General features: G+C 60.9%; 14 protein-coding genes. 3 read left to right on the top strand and 11 right to left on the bottom strand.

Annotated features, from left to right (window positions below; all coding sequences use genetic code 11):
- Window positions 1-2 precede the first annotated feature (2 nt).
- The 9 genes from M1D68_RS11145 to M1D68_RS11105 form a co-directional block, all read right to left on the bottom strand.
- Window positions 3-257 (bottom strand): hypothetical protein, encoded by a 255-nt coding sequence (locus M1D68_RS11145; protein ID WP_434563765.1) that lies wholly within the window; start codon window positions 255-257, stop codon window positions 3-5.
- Window positions 254-433, bottom strand: coding sequence for a hypothetical protein (locus M1D68_RS11140; RefSeq protein ID WP_434563763.1), 180 nt, complete (start codon window positions 431-433; stop codon window positions 254-256). The genes M1D68_RS11145 and M1D68_RS11140 overlap by 4 nt, the downstream gene beginning before the upstream one ends.
- A gap of 115 nt (window positions 434-548) precedes the next feature.
- Window positions 549-674 (bottom strand): hypothetical protein, encoded by a 126-nt coding sequence (locus tag M1D68_RS11135; protein ID WP_434563761.1) that lies wholly within the window; start codon window positions 672-674, stop codon window positions 549-551.
- 167 nt (window positions 675-841) lie between these two features.
- Window positions 842-1,021, bottom strand: coding sequence for a hypothetical protein (locus tag M1D68_RS11130; RefSeq protein WP_420766540.1), 180 nt, complete (start codon window positions 1,019-1,021; stop codon window positions 842-844).
- A 155-nt stretch (window positions 1,022-1,176) separates the two neighbouring features.
- Window positions 1,177-2,352: a lactonase family protein gene (locus tag M1D68_RS11125; protein ID WP_457970356.1), complete on the bottom strand. Its 1,176-nt coding sequence runs from the start codon at window positions 2,350-2,352 to the stop codon at window positions 1,177-1,179.
- A complete protein-coding gene (locus tag M1D68_RS11120; protein ID WP_457970354.1) occupies window positions 2,339-2,635 on the bottom strand; it encodes a DUF5629 family protein in 297 nt (98 codons plus the stop codon). Before M1D68_RS11120 ends, M1D68_RS11125 begins: the two co-directional genes overlap by 14 nt.
- 237 nt (window positions 2,636-2,872) lie before the next feature.
- A complete protein-coding gene (locus tag M1D68_RS11115) occupies window positions 2,873-4,453 on the bottom strand; it encodes an aldehyde dehydrogenase (NADP(+)) (RefSeq protein ID WP_457970352.1) in 1,581 nt (526 codons plus the stop codon).
- Window positions 4,454-4,466: 13 nt separating this feature from the next.
- Window positions 4,467-5,459 carry an AraD1 family protein gene (gene araD1 / locus M1D68_RS11110; protein ID WP_434563753.1) on the bottom strand — a complete coding sequence of 331 codons (993 nt, stop codon included), beginning with the start codon at window positions 5,457-5,459 and terminating at the stop codon, window positions 4,467-4,469.
- 207 nt (window positions 5,460-5,666) lie between these two features.
- Complete coding sequence (locus M1D68_RS11105) at window positions 5,667-6,989, bottom strand: MFS transporter (protein WP_420766545.1); 1,323 nt, start codon at window positions 6,987-6,989, stop codon at window positions 5,667-5,669.
- A gap of 193 nt (window positions 6,990-7,182) precedes the next feature.
- Here M1D68_RS11105 and M1D68_RS11100 point away from each other — a divergent pair, with 193 nt between their 5' ends.
- The 3 genes from M1D68_RS11100 (at window position 7,183) to M1D68_RS11090 (ending at window position 14,756) form a co-directional block, all read left to right on the top strand.
- Window positions 7,183-8,919 (top strand): IlvD/Edd family dehydratase, encoded by a 1,737-nt coding sequence (locus M1D68_RS11100; protein WP_420766546.1) that lies wholly within the window; start codon window positions 7,183-7,185, stop codon window positions 8,917-8,919.
- Between the two features lie 313 nt (window positions 8,920-9,232).
- Window positions 9,233-9,958: a FadR/GntR family transcriptional regulator gene (locus M1D68_RS11095; RefSeq protein ID WP_434563751.1), complete on the top strand. Its 726-nt coding sequence runs from the start codon at window positions 9,233-9,235 to the stop codon at window positions 9,956-9,958.
- A gap of 112 nt (window positions 9,959-10,070) precedes the next feature.
- On the top strand, window positions 10,071-14,756 hold the full coding sequence (locus tag M1D68_RS11090) for a dermonecrotic toxin domain-containing protein (RefSeq protein ID WP_457970349.1): 4,686 nt from the start codon (window positions 10,071-10,073) through the stop codon (window positions 14,754-14,756).
- A 147-nt stretch (window positions 14,757-14,903) separates the two neighbouring features.
- Here the strand turns inward: M1D68_RS11090 and M1D68_RS11085 are convergent, their stop codons facing one another.
- Window positions 14,904-17,279 carry an efflux RND transporter permease subunit gene (locus tag M1D68_RS11085; protein ID WP_434563745.1) on the bottom strand — a complete coding sequence of 792 codons (2,376 nt, stop codon included), beginning with the start codon at window positions 17,277-17,279 and terminating at the stop codon, window positions 14,904-14,906.
- A gap of 43 nt (window positions 17,280-17,322) precedes the next feature.
- Window positions 17,323-18,375: a WD40/YVTN/BNR-like repeat-containing protein gene (locus M1D68_RS11080; protein ID WP_420766550.1), complete on the bottom strand. Its 1,053-nt coding sequence runs from the start codon at window positions 18,373-18,375 to the stop codon at window positions 17,323-17,325.
- Between the last annotated feature and the right edge of the window lie 5 nt (window positions 18,376-18,380).

Below are 18,380 nucleotides of genomic sequence, written 5' to 3'. Positions count from 1 at the left end.
ATTTATCCAGCGCTGCACATGGGCGCTTGGGCGCAATCAATTTGAAATGGCCCGAACACCGCCGCCCTCGGCTTGACCGGCGGGTTCCCCACCAACACACCCAGCGCCCTGGCCGTGAGGATGTTGTGGGCGATGCTGTGGTTGCATTCGATGGTCCGCGCCAACGACCCCGCCGACGCCTGACCCAATCCAAGCAATGAAAAGCCATTGGTGATGAATGCCAGGAAGGCGATCACCCAGAATTTGCACCTGCTCATGCTCCGGCCGCTCCTTTCGCGACGGCATGCGTGACGCTCACGGCTGAAGCCTGGAGGGAGGGTTCCGCAACGTTTTGGTATTGGGTGCCGAGACTGACTACCAGCACCAGCGTTACGTAGAGGCCGATGGCTAGGTAGGCGCCGCGCTTGGCGCAGATTAGGATTGCACTGGCCATGGGAGGCTCCGTGGGCATGTTTGAATGCCGACAGAATCAATCAAATAAACCGTTATGAGTAGCGACTAATATGCATAGTCACCATCAGTTTAATTGATCGATAAAAGTTATCCGCTCAGTCGCTCAACAAGCTCAACAATCGCTCGCGAGCCACTTCCAATTCACCGGGAATCGGCTGGGCCGCCGAAACAATCGGGGTGGAATAAAGGAACAGCAACATCACTGCCAGACGCATCGCCATGGTGTCGATCCTTATTAGCAAGGAGTCAATTAACTAGCGTCAAATTTAAACACATGGCTATGTGACATCACAACAAAACTTTCCTTCTGAACGCACGAAGCCTGCGATCTTGTCTCTCCGTATTCGATGAGGAGATGAAAAGATCGCAGGCTTCAGTGTGAGCGTGCTCAGTGTTGAGTCTTGTGATCCAGCGCCGCGTAGAAGTTGGCGCTCTGTTGCAGGTATTTTTCGGTGTAGCTCTGGGTGCGGTTTTTCTTGTCGCTGATCTCGATGCTGGCACTGGCGGGCAATGCCACGGTGGCGGAGATGGCGGAAGCGGCGATCACGGAAAAAAGATTCATGTTCATGGCGGTAATCCTCGGATTCAGTTGGCTGACTTGCCCGGTGGGGCCGTGAAGCAAACTTACGCGCCGAGGCGTCTCGTCTTGAAATGCTTTGTAATACTAGCGACTATCAGTCTCGTTGATACAACTCCGAAAGCCCCGAAAATCGGGGCCTCGAGTTATTGACGAACGAGGAATTTCACATCGCTTGGTGCGTCCATGGGCAGCTTCTGGACGGTCTTGCCCAGCAGGCCGGTCTTCAAATCGCGCTCGATGACCACGATCTGATTGCTTTTCTGATTGGCGACCAGAACGAATTTTTCGCTCGGGTCCAGGCTGAACTCTCGAGGATGATCACCCTCGACGGAGCGTCGCTGCAGCTCTTTCAGGGTGCCGGAAGCCAGGTCGACGGCGAACACCAGCATCTCGTTTGTGGTGCCACGATTGCTGACGTACAGGAACTTGCCGTCTTTGGAAGCATGGAGCGCTGCCGCGGCTTTACCTGGCTGCGGCTTTCCATCGGCCAGCGCCACAAGCTGGCGCTGGGTCAGGCGACCGTCCTGGTAATCGAACACGGCCACCTGGGCCGTCATTTCCATCGTCAGCCAGGCGTGCTTGCCATCCCCACTGAACAATAGATGGCGCGGTCCGCTGCCCGGTGGCAACTGCACGAACGGCGGATCGGCAGGCGTCAGCGGCATTTCGGGGTTGGCCTTGGGGTCGTAACGGTAGACAAACACCTTGTCTGCCCCCAGGTCGTTTGCGAACACATATTTGCCATCGGGTGACGACACCGAGGAATGCACATGACCCGACTTCTGCCGCTCGGAATTGACCCGACTCGGCTGATGGCTGCCCATCTGCACCACCGGCGCCAACCTACCGTCCGCGCCCACCGGCAACACCACCAGGGTGCCGCCCGGGTTTTCCAGGACGGAATAATTACTCACCAGCAAATGCTGGCCATCATGGCTCAGGCTGGAGTGGGTCGGCTCGTTGCCCAAAGATTGCACCTGGTTGATCAGGCTCAGTTCAAAGGTCTTCGGGTCGATGGCGTAGCTGCTGACCTTGCCCACCGGGTCTTTCTGGCCCGGCCCGTTTTCGTTGACCACGAACAACCGGGTCATGTCCTTGGAAAGGGTCAGCCAGGAAGGGTTGTGCGTCTTGATCACTTGCAATGGGTTGGCATCGATCTGGCCGGTGCGGCTGTCGAATCGCAGGCGGTAGATGCCCTGGCTCTGGTTCGCCGTGTAGGAACCCACCAATAACTGATGGCGCTCGCCAGTGTCCGCCTGGACGCCCATGGCGCCGACGCTGCCGGCCATCAACAAGGGCCAGAAACTACGCATCTTCATGATCGGAGTCCTCATCGTCGTGGCCGCTGGTCGCTTCCACGCATGCCAAGTGGTGATCGCCCGAATCGCTGGTGATGATCCAATGCTTCAGGGCTTCGTCGAAGGTCGCGGCCTGCATCTGCGCCTCAGTGAAACGCCAATGCTCGCGGGTGCGACCGTTCATGCACTCGACGTGCAATTGGTCTTGCTCGTCGAGGGAGAAATCGAACGCGTGCAGCCCGTCGATGATCAGCATGTCGCAGTGTTCGAGGGCATGCAGCAGGGTGTCGGTCAAGGCAATCATGGCGGTCAACGTTCATTGGGAAAGGCGGCATGATAACCCAATGTAGGAGTGAGCCTTGGGCCATAAGGTTCGAAAGCAGTGTTGCCTGACATATCGCTTTCGCGAGCAGGCTCGCTCCCACAGGGGATCTCCAGTGAATGCAAAATTTGTGTTCGCTGAAAATCCAACTGTGGGAGCGAGCCTGCTCGCGAAGAGGCCGGCACATTCAACTCGAATGTAACGACCTCACCGCAACCCTCAGAGCGCCTCGCGCCCCGGCACCCCATCCACCAACCGCAGGATACCCAGCGGATTGGCGTTTTTCAGCGGTTCCGGCAGCAGGCTGTCCGGGTAGTTCTGGAAGCATACCGGACGCAGGAACCGGTCGATCGCCAGCGTACCCACCGACGTGCCACGGGCATCGGATGTCGCCGGGTAAGGCCCGCCATGGACCATCGAATCACACACCTCCACGCCGGTTGGATAGCCATTGAGCAAGATGCGCCCGACTTTCTGCTCCAGCAACGGCGTCAGTTCGCCAAACTGTTCGAAGTCCTCCGGCTCGCCAATCATCGTGGCGGTGAGCTGGCCATGAAGGCCGTTCAGGGCTGCGGTCAGTTGCGCCTGGTCCGCGACCTCGACGAACACCGTGGTCGGGCCGAAGACTTCTTCCTGCAACGCTTCGTCGCTGTTGATCAGCAGGCTGGCATCGGCCTTGAACAATTGCGGCTGGGCCTGGTTGCCCTGTTGATCGCGACCGGCCAGGTGTTCGATGCCCGGGTGAGACAGGAGCTTCTGCAAGCCCTTGCCGTAGCTTTGCAGCGTGCCGGCGTTGAGCATGGTCTGCGGCGCCTGGTCGCCGATCAGCGAAGCTACCTGCTGGGTGAACGCGGTGAATTCCGGCGAGCGGATGCCGATCACCAGGCCAGGGTTGGTGCAGAACTGACCGCAGCCCTGCACCACCGAGGCGGTCAAGTCGCGGGCAACGCTGTCGGCGCGATTTTTCAAGGCCTGCGGCAATACGATCACTGGGTTGATGCTCGACATCTCGGCAAACACCGGAATCGGCTGCGGCCGAGCGGCCGCCATGTCGCACAGGGCGCGCCCGCCCTTGAGGGAGCCGGTGAAACCGACGGCCTGGATCGCCGGATGCTTGACCAGCCATTCGCCAACACCACCGCCGTAGATCATGTTGAACACGCCGGCCGGCATCGCGGTTTTTTCCGCTGCGCGAATGATCGCATCGGCCACGTGCTCGGCGGTCGCCATGTGGCCGCTGTGGGCCTTGAACACGACAGGGCAACCGGCGGCCAGGGCGGCGGCGGTGTCACCACCGGCGGTGGAAAATGCCAACGGGAAGTTGCTGGCGCCGAACACGGCCACCGGACCCAGGCCGATGCGGTACTGACGCAGGTCCGGACGCGGCAGCGGCGTGCGCTCCGGCAAGGCGCGATCGATACGCGCACCGTAGAAATCGCCACGGCGCAGGACCTTGGCGAACAGGCGCATCTGGCCGCTGGTGCGACCGCGCTCGCCTTGGATGCGGGCCGCTGGCAAGGCAGTTTCGCGGCAGACCACGGCGACGAAATCATCGCCCAGGGCGTCCAGCTCATCGGCGATGGCGTCGAGGAACTCGGCCCGGCGCGCCGCGCTCAAGCTACGGTAGATCGGATGCGCCGCCGCAGCGGCCTTGGCGGCCGCGTCGACTTCTTGCTCCGTGGCCTGGACGAATTCATGGGGCAAGGCTTCGCCGGTGCTGGCGTCGACGCTCTGCAGGCGAGTCTGGCCGGCCGCGCTGCGCGCACCGCCGATGTAGTTGTGACCAAGGATCTGGTTCATCGCAAGTCTCCTCTTAAAGTGTGCCGATAGTACCCGGATTGAATACCGCGTCTACCGGGGCAATGCCGTTGACCAGCGGCGCGCCGAACTCGGCCTGGCTGATTTCGAACACGTCCCCCGGCTGGGTGCGGATGCCGTCGGCGAACGACAGCGTCGCGGTGCCGAAGAAGTGAACGTGAACGTCCCCCGGGCGCAGGAACTGACTGTACTTGAAGTGGTGGAATTCCAGGTTTTCGAGGCTATGGCACATGTTCGCCTCGCCGCTGAGGAATTCGTTCTGCCACAACACTTCGCCGTTGCGCAGGATACGACTGGTCCCGGACAGATGTTGAGGCAATTCACCCACGCGAAGTTCCGGGCCAAAGCTGCAACTGCGCAGTTTCGAATGGGCCAGGTAGAGATAATTCTTGCGCTCCATGACGTGATCGGAAAATTCGTTGCCCACCGCGAAGCCCAGTCGATACGGCTTGCCATCGTGCCCAATGACGTACAGGCCGCTGATCTCCGGCTCTTCGCCGGCGTCTTCGGCAAACGGTGGCAACGGGAACGGATGGCCCGGGCGGACCACGATGCTGCCGTCGCCCTTGTAGAACCATTCCGGCTGCACGCCGGCCTGCCCGGCCTGTGGTTTGCCGCCCTCCACGCCCCATTTGAAGATGCGCATGGTGTCGGTCATCGCTGCTTCGTCGCCGGCCTGTTGGTGCATCTTGTCCCGGGCCGAAGCGCTGCCCAGGTGGGTCAGGCCGGTGCCGCTGACCAGCAAGTGCGCCGGGTCCGGGTGGTCCAGCGGCGGCAGGATACGCAGTTCGCCGAGCAGTTGCGCGTAGTCATGGCTCGCCCCCAGGCCCAAGCCGTTGACCTGCTGCTCAAGCTTCACGCCCGCCTCGATCGCGGCCAGCGCCAGCTCCCGCACAGTGGCGGCGCCCTGCACTTCACGTACCTGATCGCCCTCGACCACACCGACGCGGCGCTCGCCGTTACTCAATTCGAACTGAACTAAACGCATGGGTTTTCTCCCTGTAAACAAAACATGAATAGGCGAAGCAGGCTTTATGTGGCGAGGGAGCTTGCTCCCGCTGGGGGGCGAAGCACCCCCAACTTCTGGCGCCGAGTTCATTTAGGCAAGCACAGCGTATGTTTTTGCGACTGCTGCGCAGTCGAGCGGGAGCAAGCTCCCTCGCCACAAAAGCTCTCGTTCACAATTGCAATAAGTTCAGCTACGCGTCGCCCCCCGGGCGCTCGCCGCGAACTGATCCGCCGGCAGCACATGCTTGCGTTCCAGCAGGCGATAGACCACGCCGGTCAGCACCAGGCCGAACACCATCACGCACGACAGGAAATAAAGCCCCGAAGCCAGGTTGCCGGTGTACTCCTTCAGCGCACCGATCACGAACGGCCCGATGTAGCCACCCAGGTTGCCCACCGAGTTGATCAACGCAATGCCCGCCGCCGCGCTGGCGCCAGCGAAGAAACGTCCTGGCAAGGTCCAGAACACCGCTGTGCAAGAGAACAGCGCGAATGCCACCAGGCACAGCGCGGCCAGTTGCAACACCGGTACCGACAGCCAGGCACTGAGGAACAGGCCGATGGCGCCCAGTACATACAGCACGGCCAGGTGACCGTAGCGATCATTCAAGCGATCGGAACTGCGGGGAATGATCAACAGGCCGATGATGCCGAAGATATACGGTACGGAGGACACAAAGCCGGTCACCAGGTCACTGCCGCCGAACTGCTTGATCAGTGTCGGCAACCACAAGCCCAGGCCGTAGATGCTCAAGGTCACTGGCAGGTAGAACAGCGCCAGCAGCAAGACTCGCTTGTCTTTCAGCGCATGCAGTGGATTGCCGTGGCGCGTCTGGCCGTATTGCTCGAGGTCTTTTTGCAGCTCGCCGGTCAGCCAGTCCTTCTCAGCCTGGTCCATCCACTTCACTTGTTGCGGGCCATCTGGCAGATAGCGCAGCACGGGCCAGGTCAACAGCACCGCCGGCAGGCCGATGACGATGAACAGCCACTGCCAGCCATGCAGGCCAAGGATGCCATCCATGCCCAGCAAGCCACCGGACACAGGGCCGGTGATCATCATCGCGATGGGTTGGGAAAGAATGAACAGCCCGAGGATCTTGCCACGATGGCGCACCGGGAACCATTGGGTGATGTAGTACAGCACGCCCGGGAAGAACCCGGCTTCGGCCGCACCCAGTAAAAAGCGCATCACGTAGAAACTGTGAGGCCCTTGTACAAACGCCATGCCAATGGTGATGGCGCCCCAGGTGATCATGATCCGGGCGAACCAGCGCCGAGCACCGAAGCGTTCGAGCATCAGGTTGCTGGGGATTTCCAGCAGGAAATAACCGATGAAGAAAAGTCCTGCGCCCAGGCCATAGGCGGCGTCGCCGATGCCGATGTCGGCACCCATGTGCAACTTGGCGAAGCCCACCGCAGAGCGGTCCACGTAGGCGATCAAGTACAGCAGGATCAGGAAGGGAATCAGTTTGAGAGTGATGCGACGAATAAGCCGCAATTCCTGGCTCATGGGGCCGGTCTCCGATTGTTGTTGTTATAGAACCTTGGGGGATTTCTCTCGCGAACGAACGCCAGGACAACCCCTCCGTTGAATCGGACTATATAGTAATACTATTTACTCAACAACACTTCCAAACCGCGCAAATTGCGCTTATGTTACGCTTCAGCTCGAACAATATAGTCATACAATAAGAGAATCGATCATGTCTGATAAGAAACCCTCCCTGCGCTCGGCCCAATGGTTTGGCACTGCCGACAAGAACGGCTTCATGTACCGCAGCTGGATGAAAAATCAGGGCATCGCCGACCATCAGTTCCACGGCAAGCCGATCATCGGCATCTGCAATACCTGGTCGGAGCTGACGCCGTGCAATGCGCACTTCCGCCAGATCGCCGAGCACGTCAAACGCGGCGTGATCGAGGCTGGGGGTTTCCCGGTGGAATTCCCGGTGTTCTCCAACGGCGAATCGAACCTGCGCCCGACCGCCATGCTGACCCGCAACCTGGCGAGCATGGACGTGGAAGAGGCGATTCGCGGCAACCCGATCGATGGCGTGGTGCTGCTCACCGGTTGCGACAAGACCACCCCGGCCTTGCTGATGGGCGCCGCCAGTTGCGACGTGCCGGCCATCGTCGTCACCGGTGGCCCGATGCTCAACGGCAAGCACAAGGGCCAGGACATCGGATCAGGCACGGTGGTTTGGCAGTTGAGCGAGCAGGTCAAGGCCGGCACCATCACCATTGACGACTTCCTCGCCGCCGAGGGCGGCATGTCCCGCTCGGCCGGCACCTGCAACACCATGGGCACGGCCTCGACCATGGCGTGCATGGCTGAAGCCCTCGGCACTTCCCTGCCCCACAACGCGGCGATTCCGGCCGTGGACGCCCGTCGTTATGTGCTGGCCCACATGTCCGGCATGCGCGCGGTGGAAATGGTCCGTGAAGATCTGAGATTGTCGAAGATCCTGACCAAGGAAGCCTTCGAAAACGCCATCCGCGTCAACGCCGCCATAGGCGGGTCGACCAACGCGGTGATTCACCTCAAGGCCATCGCCGGACGCATCGGCGTGCAACTGGACCTGGACGACTGGACCCGCATCGGTCGTGGCATGCCGACGATCGTCGACCTGCAGCCATCCGGGCGCTTCCTGATGGAAGAGTTCTACTATGCCGGCGGCCTGCCCGCCGTGCTGCGTCGCCTGGGTGAAGCCAACCTGATCCCTCACCCGAACGCGCTGACAGTCAACGGCAAGAGCCTCGGTGAAAACACCAAGGACGCGCCGATCTACGGCCAGGACGAAGTCATCCGCACCCTCGACAACCCGATCCGCGCCGACGGCGGTATCTGCGTGCTGCGCGGCAACCTGGCGCCATTGGGCGCAGTGCTCAAGCCATCCGCCGCCACGGCGCAACTGATGCAACATCGTGGTCGCGCGGTGGTGTTCGAGAACTTCGACGAGTACAAGGCCAGGATCAACGACCCGGAACTGGACGTCGATGCCGACTCGATCCTGGTCATGAAAAACTGCGGGCCGAAGGGTTATCCGGGCATGGCTGAAGTGGGCAACATGGGCTTGCCGGCCAAGCTGCTGGCCCAGGGCGTGACAGACATGGTGCGCATTTCCGATGCGCGCATGAGCGGCACCGCCTACGGCACCGTGGTGCTGCACGTGGCGCCGGAGGCCGCGGCTGGCGGACCTTTGGCCGCCGTGAAAGAAGGCGACTGGATCGAACTCGATTGCGCCAGTGGCCGCTTGCACCTGGACATCCCGGACGCCGAACTCGCCGCGCGCCTGGCCGACCTCGCACCACCGCAACAATTGCTGGTGGGCGGCTATCGCCAGTTGTACATCGACCATGTGCTGCAAGCGGACCAGGGCTGCGACTTCGACTTCCTGGTGGGCTGCCGCGGCGCCGAGGTGCCGCGTCACTCCCACTGACCCCGCCCCCCCTTATGGGAGCAAGCTTTGTGAGAGCAAACTTTGTGGGAGCGGAGCTTTTGTGGGAGCTGAGCTTGCTCGCGATAGCGGTTGAACATCCAACACCCCAGTTGGCTGTCATAGCTGACTGTGGCGAGGGAGCTTGCTCCCGCTGGACTGCGCAGCAGGCCCCTTTTACGGCTGCTGCGCAACCGAGCGGGAGCAAGCTCCCTCGCCACAGGGCCATTCAGCCCCAAGGGTTTGGCCTGATGAATATCTGCCGCGCCTGCTATCATGCGCAGCACCCCACGCACACAGGATCGCGCCGCGTCCCATGGATTACCGTAAACCCTCCGACCGCAAAAGCATGCATGCGCGCATCGTCCAGGAACTGGGCAGACAGATCGTTTCCGGCCGCTTCAAGCCCGACGACAAACTGCCCGCCGAAGCGTTGCTGTGCGAAGAGTACGCCGTCAGCCGCCCCGTGCTGCGCGAAGCCACGCGGGTGTTGGTCGCCAAGGGGTTGGTGTATTCACGGCCGCGTGTGGGCACGGTGGTCAAGGCCCGTCGGGAATGGCACATGCTCGACCCGGACGTACTGCACTGGCTGATGCAAAGCAGCCCGCAGAATGAATTCTTCGGCCTGCTTACCAGCGTGCGCAGCATCATCGAACCGGCCGCCGCCGCGCTCGCCGCGCAGTTCGCCACCGACGAAGACATTGCCGCCATCAGCGAAGCCTACCAACGCATGGAAGCGGCACCGACTCCCGAAGCGCTGCTGCAACCGGACCTGGATTTCCACAGCCGCATCGCCGACGCCACCCACAACGACCTGCTCGCCAACCTCTGCAACATGTTGTCCGTGGCCATTGCCGAAGCGCTCAAGCACTCCAACCAGCGGCCCAACCTGCATGAACTGGCGATGCCGCGACACAAGGCGATCCTCACCGCCATCGAGAACCGCGACGCCCTCGGCGCACGCCACGCCACCCTGGTGCAATTGGATGATGCCCGCAGCGCCTTGAACGTGGTGTTGGGCAGCGATCCCGCCCCGGCCTGACACAAGCCATCCCCAGCGGGTGGTACCTATATACCGCACGCAGGGAAAGAGAATCCCGACACTTGACTCTCGCCGTCATCCCGACGGCCATGCGTCCAGAAAAGGAATTCTCATGAACACGCTCTCCTCGGCCGGCAGCCCGCCGGCCGCCGCGCACACCATCAACCCGATGTCCGCCCGCCCGACCTTCAAGCAGGTTGTCCAGCAGGTGCTCGGGCAAGCCCTCAGGGAAAAATACCCCGCGCTGGCCATCGACCTCGACAAGACCCGACTGGCGACACCGAACGAGGCCGCCCAAGGCTGGAACTACCAACCCTTCATGCCCTTGGTGCTCGATTACCTGGCCCTCGGCACGCCGGTGGATTTCAGTTCACGGGGTAATTTGGACTGTTATCTGTCCGACTCGGTCCCCAGCCGTCTCTGGTCGGGCAACGACAGGCTCGACATGAAGGTTGTCGAGAAACTGCTGCATGAGCTGCCCTGGACCGTGCCGATCGGGCTCGAAGAAGCATTGACCCGCTATTGGAACGGCGATGCCGAAACCATCTCCCACACCCGGGTGGCTGCCCGCACCAGCCGCTGGCATTGGCTGGGCGATACGCTGAGGATCTCGTTGCATATCCGCAGGCTTCAGCAACCGGGCCTGACGGTGCCCGCCTGCGAGGCGCTGGACCAGATCGTCCGGTGGCCGGACCGCGAGCAACGTTTCCAGCGCAATGCCTCTGCGGTATACGTGTATGGCCTGAACAGCGTGCTGACCAAAGGCGCCGTGTCCTCGGTGCTGCCGAGCAGCGATCTTCTGCTCATGCATTACACCGAGTACGGGCTTACGCTCTTGCTATGCAGCCCGGGCGCCGCCATCCGACCTTTCGAATCGCTAGACGCCTTCAATCGCCATTGGCGCGAACAGATCGCCAATCGCTATGTGGTCGACACGATCACTTGCCAACGCTACGAGCTCGACGGCGACCTTTTCGACACCCAGGCCGCGCTGATCCTGGAGCAGCAACTCACCGAGCTGAAGGCCGTGCAACTGCCGTCAAAAATCGGCCTGGCGAACCTCAGTGCGCTGTACAGCGACTTGAGCGACCCGACGCGATGCCTGCGCGATGCACCAAGGCTGACGCCTGAGACATCGGCTCGACTCGCGCCGCTACTCCCCGATTGGTTAAAAAATGCATCCCTGGCCGATTGCGGCCGATTCCAGCGGTACAGCCTGGGGCTGGCGAGTATCAGAAGTCGGATTCAAGGCCCAAGCCACCCCAGCGACATCAAGGCCTTTGCCGCCGAGGCGCTGCTCACGCAAATGAACAAAACCAACGACATCAGCCCGGACAAGGCCGACCCCAGCCAGTACCAACCCGATGACATCGAGCTGATCTTCACAGTATCCGCGGGATATCCCGGAACGGCCGGTATCAGCGAACGCAGGACGATGAGCCTTACCCGCCTGGCCATCAACAATCTTGTCGCCCGTCCCAGCGGCCATTTGCAACTCGCCCACCGGCAGGGCCTGTCATTGCCGGCCTGGCTGACAACAGATTTCATCACCCGCAAGAACGGGCTGATCGAGCAAGTCGACATCGGCACGACCTATCCTCGCTACCTGCAACAAGAGTTGTTGGGCGACTCGTCCCAAGCCCGTGAGCAGCAAAAGATATTTGCCGAACAGGTCCCGGCGCAGTTACCGCTCGAAGCGCTGCGGCAGATGCTCACCGAAAAAAACGGCATGACCCGCCAAGGGCTGCGCCTCATCGAAGCGGTTTTCCAACCCGACACCGAGGGTCGACAAGTCGACGGGCAGCCCGTTGTCATGCGTCACCTGGCCTTTCTGCGCAAACCCCAGGCCCAGCCCGACATCGCGAGCAACATGTTTATCGTCGAAGCACAGGACGCCAGCACCGGCCCGCATCTGTTGTACCGTCCGCTGTACGTGCCCTCGCTGATGGAGTTTCCCACCCGCCTGGCGCTGCAACAGGCCATCGCCACTACGGGCGACCTGCAAACCAGCGTCCTGACCTGGATGTCCGACGCGGCGCGCTCGGTGTATGCCAACGGTGGCTTTACGGAGCCGCACATCGTGCGTTTTTTCCAGGGCGACGAATTCAGCGCCCCCGAAAAACCCGTCCCGGCCACGCTTGCCACCGGTGGCATGAATGACGAGTTGCTGCAGTACCTGCACCGAGGCGAACTGCTCCAGTACCTGTATGGCTGCAACGCACAGGCCTTGATCACACAGGCCGACCGAAACTCCGTCTCGAACAGCGAAAGCCGCTGGGCGGCATTGCTGGAAGGCGGCAGCCTGTTGTTCAACACGTTGCTGTTCCCGTTGTTGCGAGGCCCGGCCATGTCCGCGGTCTGGTTATGGAGCTTGATGGCCAGCGCCAGTCGCGACATTCCCGCCCTGATCAGCGAAGACCCTGTGACACGGGAGCTGGCTGCCGTCGATTTTCTGGTCAACCTCGCCATGCTGACCAGCCAGTTGCACGCCAGCCCGGCGCCACCACGCGTGCCCATCGCCGAAACGGTCAAGGAGCAGGCCATGCAGGCCCCTGCTCCACGTGCCACGGCCGAACAATGGCCGGCGCCGCCGGTGCCGGCCATCCTGGAAGGATCCGTTTCCCTGCCCGACGCGCATTCCGGCGCCCTCGACCGCATTCTCGATTTCAGTTTCACCGGCGCCCGTCATCGCCTGACGTCGCAGCAACGCACCCAACTGGCACGCATGCAAGTACCCCGCCCCGAATCTCTCCCCGAACCGATCCACTACGGTCCCTTCAAGGGCCTCTATGTGATCGGTAACAAATGGCACGCGCTGGTGAACGAAAACTTGTATCGAATCAGCCCGGAAGCGGACGGCAGCACCAGGATCGTCGACCCGCTCGACCGGCTCAGGATGGGCCCGGCGCTGCAAACGGATGGCCAAGGCAACTGGTCCATTGACCTGAGCCTGCGCCTCAGGGGGGGCATGCCGCCTAAACGCATTGCCGAGCAACGGCAACTGAACTTTAAAAGAACCATCACCTTGATCGAAGAGACAAATGCGATGAGGAAGCGCATTGATAGGTTGCAAACGGAGCTGGACGTCGCTCAACAGATACTCAACAGAGTAGAAAATGACAGCACCAAAACCGAAAACCAGCGGGGCCCCAGGCGCAAAGTGTTCTATGACCTGAACAAAGAACAGGTCGACATTTACCTGACGATGCTCGACAGGGCGCCGGAACATGCCAGGTTGGGTATCGATATTCCCGCCAAGGAAATCCGTGCGCTGATGGAAAATGTGGTCATCAACGCCCGCAGGGCGGTATTGGTCACTGATATGGAGCAACGCGCCCTCAATGCAGCCAACCCGAACTATGGGGAAGAATTGGTGTTGACGGCCGTCACTTCCAACATGAGGGACTATCTGAAATTCCTCGATCAGACCGTCGAGATCAATGAGCGGGCCATCTACTGGCTGGAACTCAAGGATGAGTACCTGGACAGACTGTTGAACCTGGACAGCGCAGGCGCCCAGGTCTACGAGCGTCTGGTTAAAGACCGTCCACTGGACGAGCGAAATGCCTTGGGTTCCAAGGCCCTGCAACTGGCGACATTGCCGTTGCTGTCGATCAAGCACCCGGAGAGCGACCTGCCCGACAGCTTGTTTCGTATCCTCCAGCCTTTGGGAGAGCAGGTGCGCTCGCACTCGGAACTGGGCATGTACGACCTGCCTGAGCTTGAGCATCTGGAAGTGTTGGAAAGCCTGACCGAGCGATACGCCAAGACGCTGGATGCCTTGCTCGGCATGAAGACGCTCTATATCGACGACATCAACGAAGCGTACTTCGACAAGCTGATCTCACTGGTCGACAGCCTGTACCAAGACGCCTCCAGCAAGCTTGCCGCCGAAGTCAAACCCGAGCCAAAACCTCGCAAGCGCCCGTCAAAACGGCCTAAGTCGCCCTCCGGCCGTCCTCAGAAGAAGGTGATCAAGACGCGAAAGAACGGCGTGCTGATTGGCGACCTGAAGCCTGCGGGTACCAGCTTGCCGATCGAAGTCGTGGAGCTGCGCTCGCAAGCCAATGACGAGGTGCTTTCCACGTATTCGCAACACGACGATGTCTGGGATGTCGTCGAAGTGCGTCGACCACGGCCCGCTCCCCGAACGCGCTCCATCAAAGCAATCAAGGCCGATGCACAGGCCCTGCTGGGACAGTTGGCGGAACGCCTGCGCCGCGCCGATGACTACAAAAAGCGCTGCCGACATCCCCAGGAGATCGAAGAAATCATGAGCAACGAAGCCAGTCGCTTCCGTGTGCTCGCCGATGAACTGGACCGCGCCTTCACAGCCTCGAAAACATCTCGCACAGCGGCGGACCAGGCGCTGGGCAAGCAATTGTCGGATGCGATTTCAAGTCTGGGCAGCAAAGGCAGTGCCTTGCGCACCGAACTGAGCCTGCACCTGCCGCCCACCGACGGCAACCTTCGCTACTTGTTCGATAAAAACCTGATTCAAGTCGCGCTGCTCGGCAAACGCCAGCCCTTGAAGGGCACTCGCAAGGACTTCCTCCAGGAATACGCGGTCAATGACCGCAAGGGTTTCCCGCTCTGGTATGGGCATTTTCACTATGAAACGGTGGATTCGCCGAAAGCTGACTACACCGTCGCCCACCTCAAGACCAAGGAACAACGCCACGAACATTATCATTCGCTGCTTGCCAAGGCCGACAGCCCTTATGCGGTTGTAAACGTGCATCGTGGCCAGATAGGCCGGTCACTGGCGCAAAGCAGGTTTCTACCGTTGGCGCCGTGATCGAGGTACATGAAAGCCTGGGAGCGGGCTTGCTCGCGCTGGCGGATGGACATTCAACACCTTCATTGACTGTCACACCGCTATCGCTCGCAAGCTCGCTCCTACATCAATTCGCCACCTGGGCTGTGCTGAAGGTACTGCCATCGGTCAATGGGCAAACAGCGAATTGCCCTTCTGCCCTGCCAGTTTTTCCGGCTTGATCAGAAAGCGCGCCAAGGCCGGCAGCAGCCACAACGCGCCGAACATGTTCCACAGCAGCATGAACGTCAGCATCAAGCCCATGTCAGCCTGGAACTTGATGGCCGAGAAGATCCACGTGCACACCCCGATCGCCAGGCACAGCCCGGTGAACAGCACCGCTTTGCCGGTGGACTTCAGCGTCTGGTAATACGCTTCCTGCAACGGCAGGCCGGCCCGCAGGAAACTCTCCAGGCGACTATAGATGTAAATGCCGTAGTCCACGCCGATCCCTACACCCAAGGCCACCACCGGCAGGGTCGCGACCTTCACGCCAATCCCCATGAAGGCCATCAACGCGTTGCCCAACACCGACGTCAGCACCAGCGGCAGGACGATGCACAGCGTCGCCGCCCAGGAGCGGAAGGTGATCATGCACATCGTCGCGACGCAGATATAAACCAGGATGAGGATGATCAGCTCCGATTCCTTGATCACTTCGTTGGTGGCGGCCTCGATGCCGGCGTTACCGGCGGCCAGGATGAATTCCAGGCCATCGCGGTTGTTCTCCTTGGCGAAGTCCTGCACCGCCTTCACCGCGCGGTCCAGGGTCTCGGCCTTGTGGTCGTTGAGGAACACCAGCACCGGCGCCAGGGAACAGCTGTTGTTGTACAAGCCATCGGCCCGAGCAATGGAGCTGTTGAGCACATCGGGGTTACGGGACAGGGTTTCCCATTTCAGGTTGCCCTCGTTCATGCCCTTGATCATTTGCTTGGACACGGTCACCAAGGAAATCGCCGATTGCACGCCCTCGGTGTTCTGCATCTTCCACATCAGCTCGTCGATCGGCGCCATGGCTTCATAGCGCGAGCAGCCTTCGGCCTTGGTCTTGACCATCACCACCAGCACATCGGAACTGGTGGAATAGTTGCTGATGATGAAATTGTTGTCTTGGTTGTAGCGCGAATCCGGTCGCAGCTCGGGTGCGCCCTGGTCCAGGTCGCCGATCTTCAGGTTCTGGCTGTACCAGAGGCCGCCGCCGAAAGCGAGCACCGCCAAGGCAATCGACACCGGCGCGACCTTGGCACTGGCGAACTTCGACAGCAGGCGCCAGAACGGATGCTCGCGGGTCGCGTCTTTCTTGCTGCGCTCGACGGCCCGCTTGCTGATGCCTACATAGGAAATCGCCACCGGCAACAGGATCAGGTTGGTGAACACGATCACCGCCACACCGATGGAGGCGCCGATGGCCAGTTCGCGAATCACGCCGATGTCGATGATCAACAAGGTAATGAAGCCGACGGCATCGGCCAGGATCGCGATCATCCCCGGCAGGAACAACTGGCGGAAGGTACGCCGGGCAGCCGTCAGCGCGTTGTCCGCTTCGCTGGACTGCAAGGCGATGCCGTTGATTTTCTGTACGCCATGGGAAATGCCGATGGCAAAGATCAGGAACGGCACCAGCATCGAATAGGGGTCAAGGCCAAAGCCCGCCGCGTGCATCAGCCCCAACTGCCAGACCACCGCCACCAATGTGGTGCTCAACACCGCCACGGTGCTGCGCATGCAGTTCGTGAACCAGTACAGGAGGATCAACGTAATCACGAAGGCCACGCCAAAGAACATCACCACCATGACCAGGCCGTCGATCAGGTCGCCGACCTTCTTGGCGAAACCGACGATATGGATCTGCACATTGGGGTTCTGGGCTTCGAACTTGTTGCGGATCTTGTCTTCAAGCTCATGGGAAAACTTGCGGTAATCCAGGGCGAGCAACTTGCCTTGGTCTTGCGGGTCCGGGTAGGACTCCAGCAGCGGGATATCGATGATGCTCGATTTGAAATCGTTCGCCACCAGGCGTCCGACCTGGCCGGACTTGAGCACGTTGTTGCGCAACAAGTCGAGGCTGTCCGCCGAGCCATCGTAGCTCTGGGGAATCACCTCACCGCCGGCGAAGCCCTCCTCCGTCACCTCGGTCCAGCGCACGCTCGGGCTCCACAGCGACTTGAGCCCGGAGCGGTCAACGCCGGAGATATAGAACACTTCATCGTGGATCTGGCGCAGGGTCTCCATGTATTCCTTGGAGAAAATGTCGCCGTCAGTGGCTTCAACGGAGATCCGCACCGTGTTGCCGAGGTTCGCCAGATCGTTGCGGTGTTCGAGCATCTTTTCGATGAAAGGATGCTCGAGGGGGATCATTTTTTCGAAACTGGTGGAGGGCCGGATCAGCGTCGCCTGCCAGAAAAGGAAGATGCTGACCAGCAGGCAAATGACGATCACTGCCGGGCGGTTGTTGAAAATCAGGCGTTCGAGAAACGTCGCCTTGTCTTGGTGATGACTGCTCATGGGGTCCGCCTTGTTGTTATTGTGCCCGTCTGACAGGTCCGGCTCATTTGCTCAATTCGGCGCCAGTGGACGTGGTGGCGCGAACACCGCCCTGTCCCGCCAGGATCAGGTTACCGTTGCCCGCCGACGTGACGGCCGCCACGGAAATTCGATCCGGACGGTTGAACACGCTGAACGTCACGCCATCGTCGGTGCTGCGGATCACGCTGCCACCGTTGCCGACGATGACGATCGAGCCGTCCGGCAACAGCGTTGCGCCCGACAAGCCGAACTCCAGCGCGCCACGGGCGGCCTTGAGCTCGACCTGCTCCCAGGTCGTGCCAAAATCGGTGGAACGATAAAGATTGCCGCGAAGGCCGTAGGCCAACAGGGTCGAAGGCTGGGCTGTGCCAACGACGCCAAACAGCGAGCCTTCATAAGGGCCTTGGATTTTTTCCCAGGTCTGCCCCCAATCGGAGGAACGGAACATGCTGCCGGCCTCGCCGACGATGAACAGCCCTGTATCTTTCACGGCGGTAACAGCATTGAGGTGGTATTGATCTTCATTGTCGAGGCGGTCGCTGGCGTCTTCCCAGTGCTTGCCGCCATCGTTGGTCTCGTACAGCGCACCGTAGGCACCCACGGCGAACCCATGGCTGGGGTCCTGGAACCAGACGTCCAGCAAGGGCGCCTCGCGAGGCAGGTCTTCGAATTGCTTGGTCCAGGTGGTGCCGCCGTCGACGCTGGCGAGGATCTGCGCGTCGTGTCCTACGGCCCAGCCATGCTTGTCATCCACGAAGAACACCGCAGTGAGCAGCTGGCGGGTCGGAACCTTGGCCTGGGTCCAGGATTTACCCTGGTCATCGGAATAGACGATGTGGCCACGGTCACCGACCGCCACCAGTCGCTGGCCGGCCTGGACCACATCAAGCATCAGGGTCTTGCTGGCCTTGGCCGACTCGACGGAATAGATGACATCGGATGTCGATGCGGCCACCGCCAGCACGGGTGCCGACAAGACGGCGGAGCCCAGCAGTGAGAGCGCCGAGGCCAGCAACGCCACACGGCGCAGCATCGGCGGCCGGCAGCGGCCCACAGCCATGACAGGCTCATTCATAGACC

The sequence above is a fragment of the Pseudomonas sp. R4-84 genome (assembly GCF_054130985.1).
The sequence above is the reverse complement of the archived record's forward strand: the minus strand, read 5'-3'. Positions and strand labels throughout refer to the sequence as shown.

What these genes read in the sequence shown, in the direction of transcription:
- M1D68_RS11145 (WP_434563765.1), bottom strand. Translation starts at nt 257, where the DNA reads ATGAGCAGGTGCAAATTCTGGGTGATCGCCTTCCTGGCATTCATCACC.
- M1D68_RS11140 (WP_434563763.1), bottom strand. Translation starts at nt 433, where the DNA reads ATGGCCAGTGCAATCCTAATCTGCGCCAAGCGCGGCGCCTACCTAGCC.
- M1D68_RS11135 (WP_434563761.1), bottom strand. Translation starts at nt 674, where the DNA reads ATGGCGATGCGTCTGGCAGTGATGTTGCTGTTCCTTTATTCCACCCCG.
- M1D68_RS11130 (WP_420766540.1), bottom strand. Translation starts at nt 1,021, where the DNA reads ATGAACATGAATCTTTTTTCCGTGATCGCCGCTTCCGCCATCTCCGCC.
- M1D68_RS11125 (WP_457970356.1), bottom strand. Translation starts at nt 2,352, where the DNA reads ATGAAGATGCGTAGTTTCTGGCCCTTGTTGATGGCCGGCAGCGTCGGC.
- M1D68_RS11120 (WP_457970354.1), bottom strand. Translation starts at nt 2,635, where the DNA reads ATGATTGCCTTGACCGACACCCTGCTGCATGCCCTCGAACACTGCGAC.
- M1D68_RS11115 (WP_457970352.1), bottom strand. Translation starts at nt 4,453, where the DNA reads ATGAACCAGATCCTTGGTCACAACTACATCGGCGGTGCGCGCAGCGCG.
- araD1 (WP_434563753.1), bottom strand. Translation starts at nt 5,459, where the DNA reads ATGCGTTTAGTTCAGTTCGAATTGAGTAACGGCGAGCGCCGCGTCGGT.
- M1D68_RS11105 (WP_420766545.1), bottom strand. Translation starts at nt 6,989, where the DNA reads ATGAGCCAGGAATTGCGGCTTATTCGTCGCATCACTCTCAAACTGATT.
- M1D68_RS11100 (WP_420766546.1), top strand. Translation starts at nt 7,183, where the DNA reads ATGTCTGATAAGAAACCCTCCCTGCGCTCGGCCCAATGGTTTGGCACT.
- M1D68_RS11095 (WP_434563751.1), top strand. Translation starts at nt 9,233, where the DNA reads ATGGATTACCGTAAACCCTCCGACCGCAAAAGCATGCATGCGCGCATC.
- M1D68_RS11090 (WP_457970349.1), top strand. Translation starts at nt 10,071, where the DNA reads ATGAACACGCTCTCCTCGGCCGGCAGCCCGCCGGCCGCCGCGCACACC.
- M1D68_RS11085 (WP_434563745.1), bottom strand. Translation starts at nt 17,279, where the DNA reads ATGAGCAGTCATCACCAAGACAAGGCGACGTTTCTCGAACGCCTGATT.
- M1D68_RS11080 (WP_420766550.1), bottom strand. Translation starts at nt 18,375, where the DNA reads ATGAATGAGCCTGTCATGGCTGTGGGCCGCTGCCGGCCGCCGATGCTG.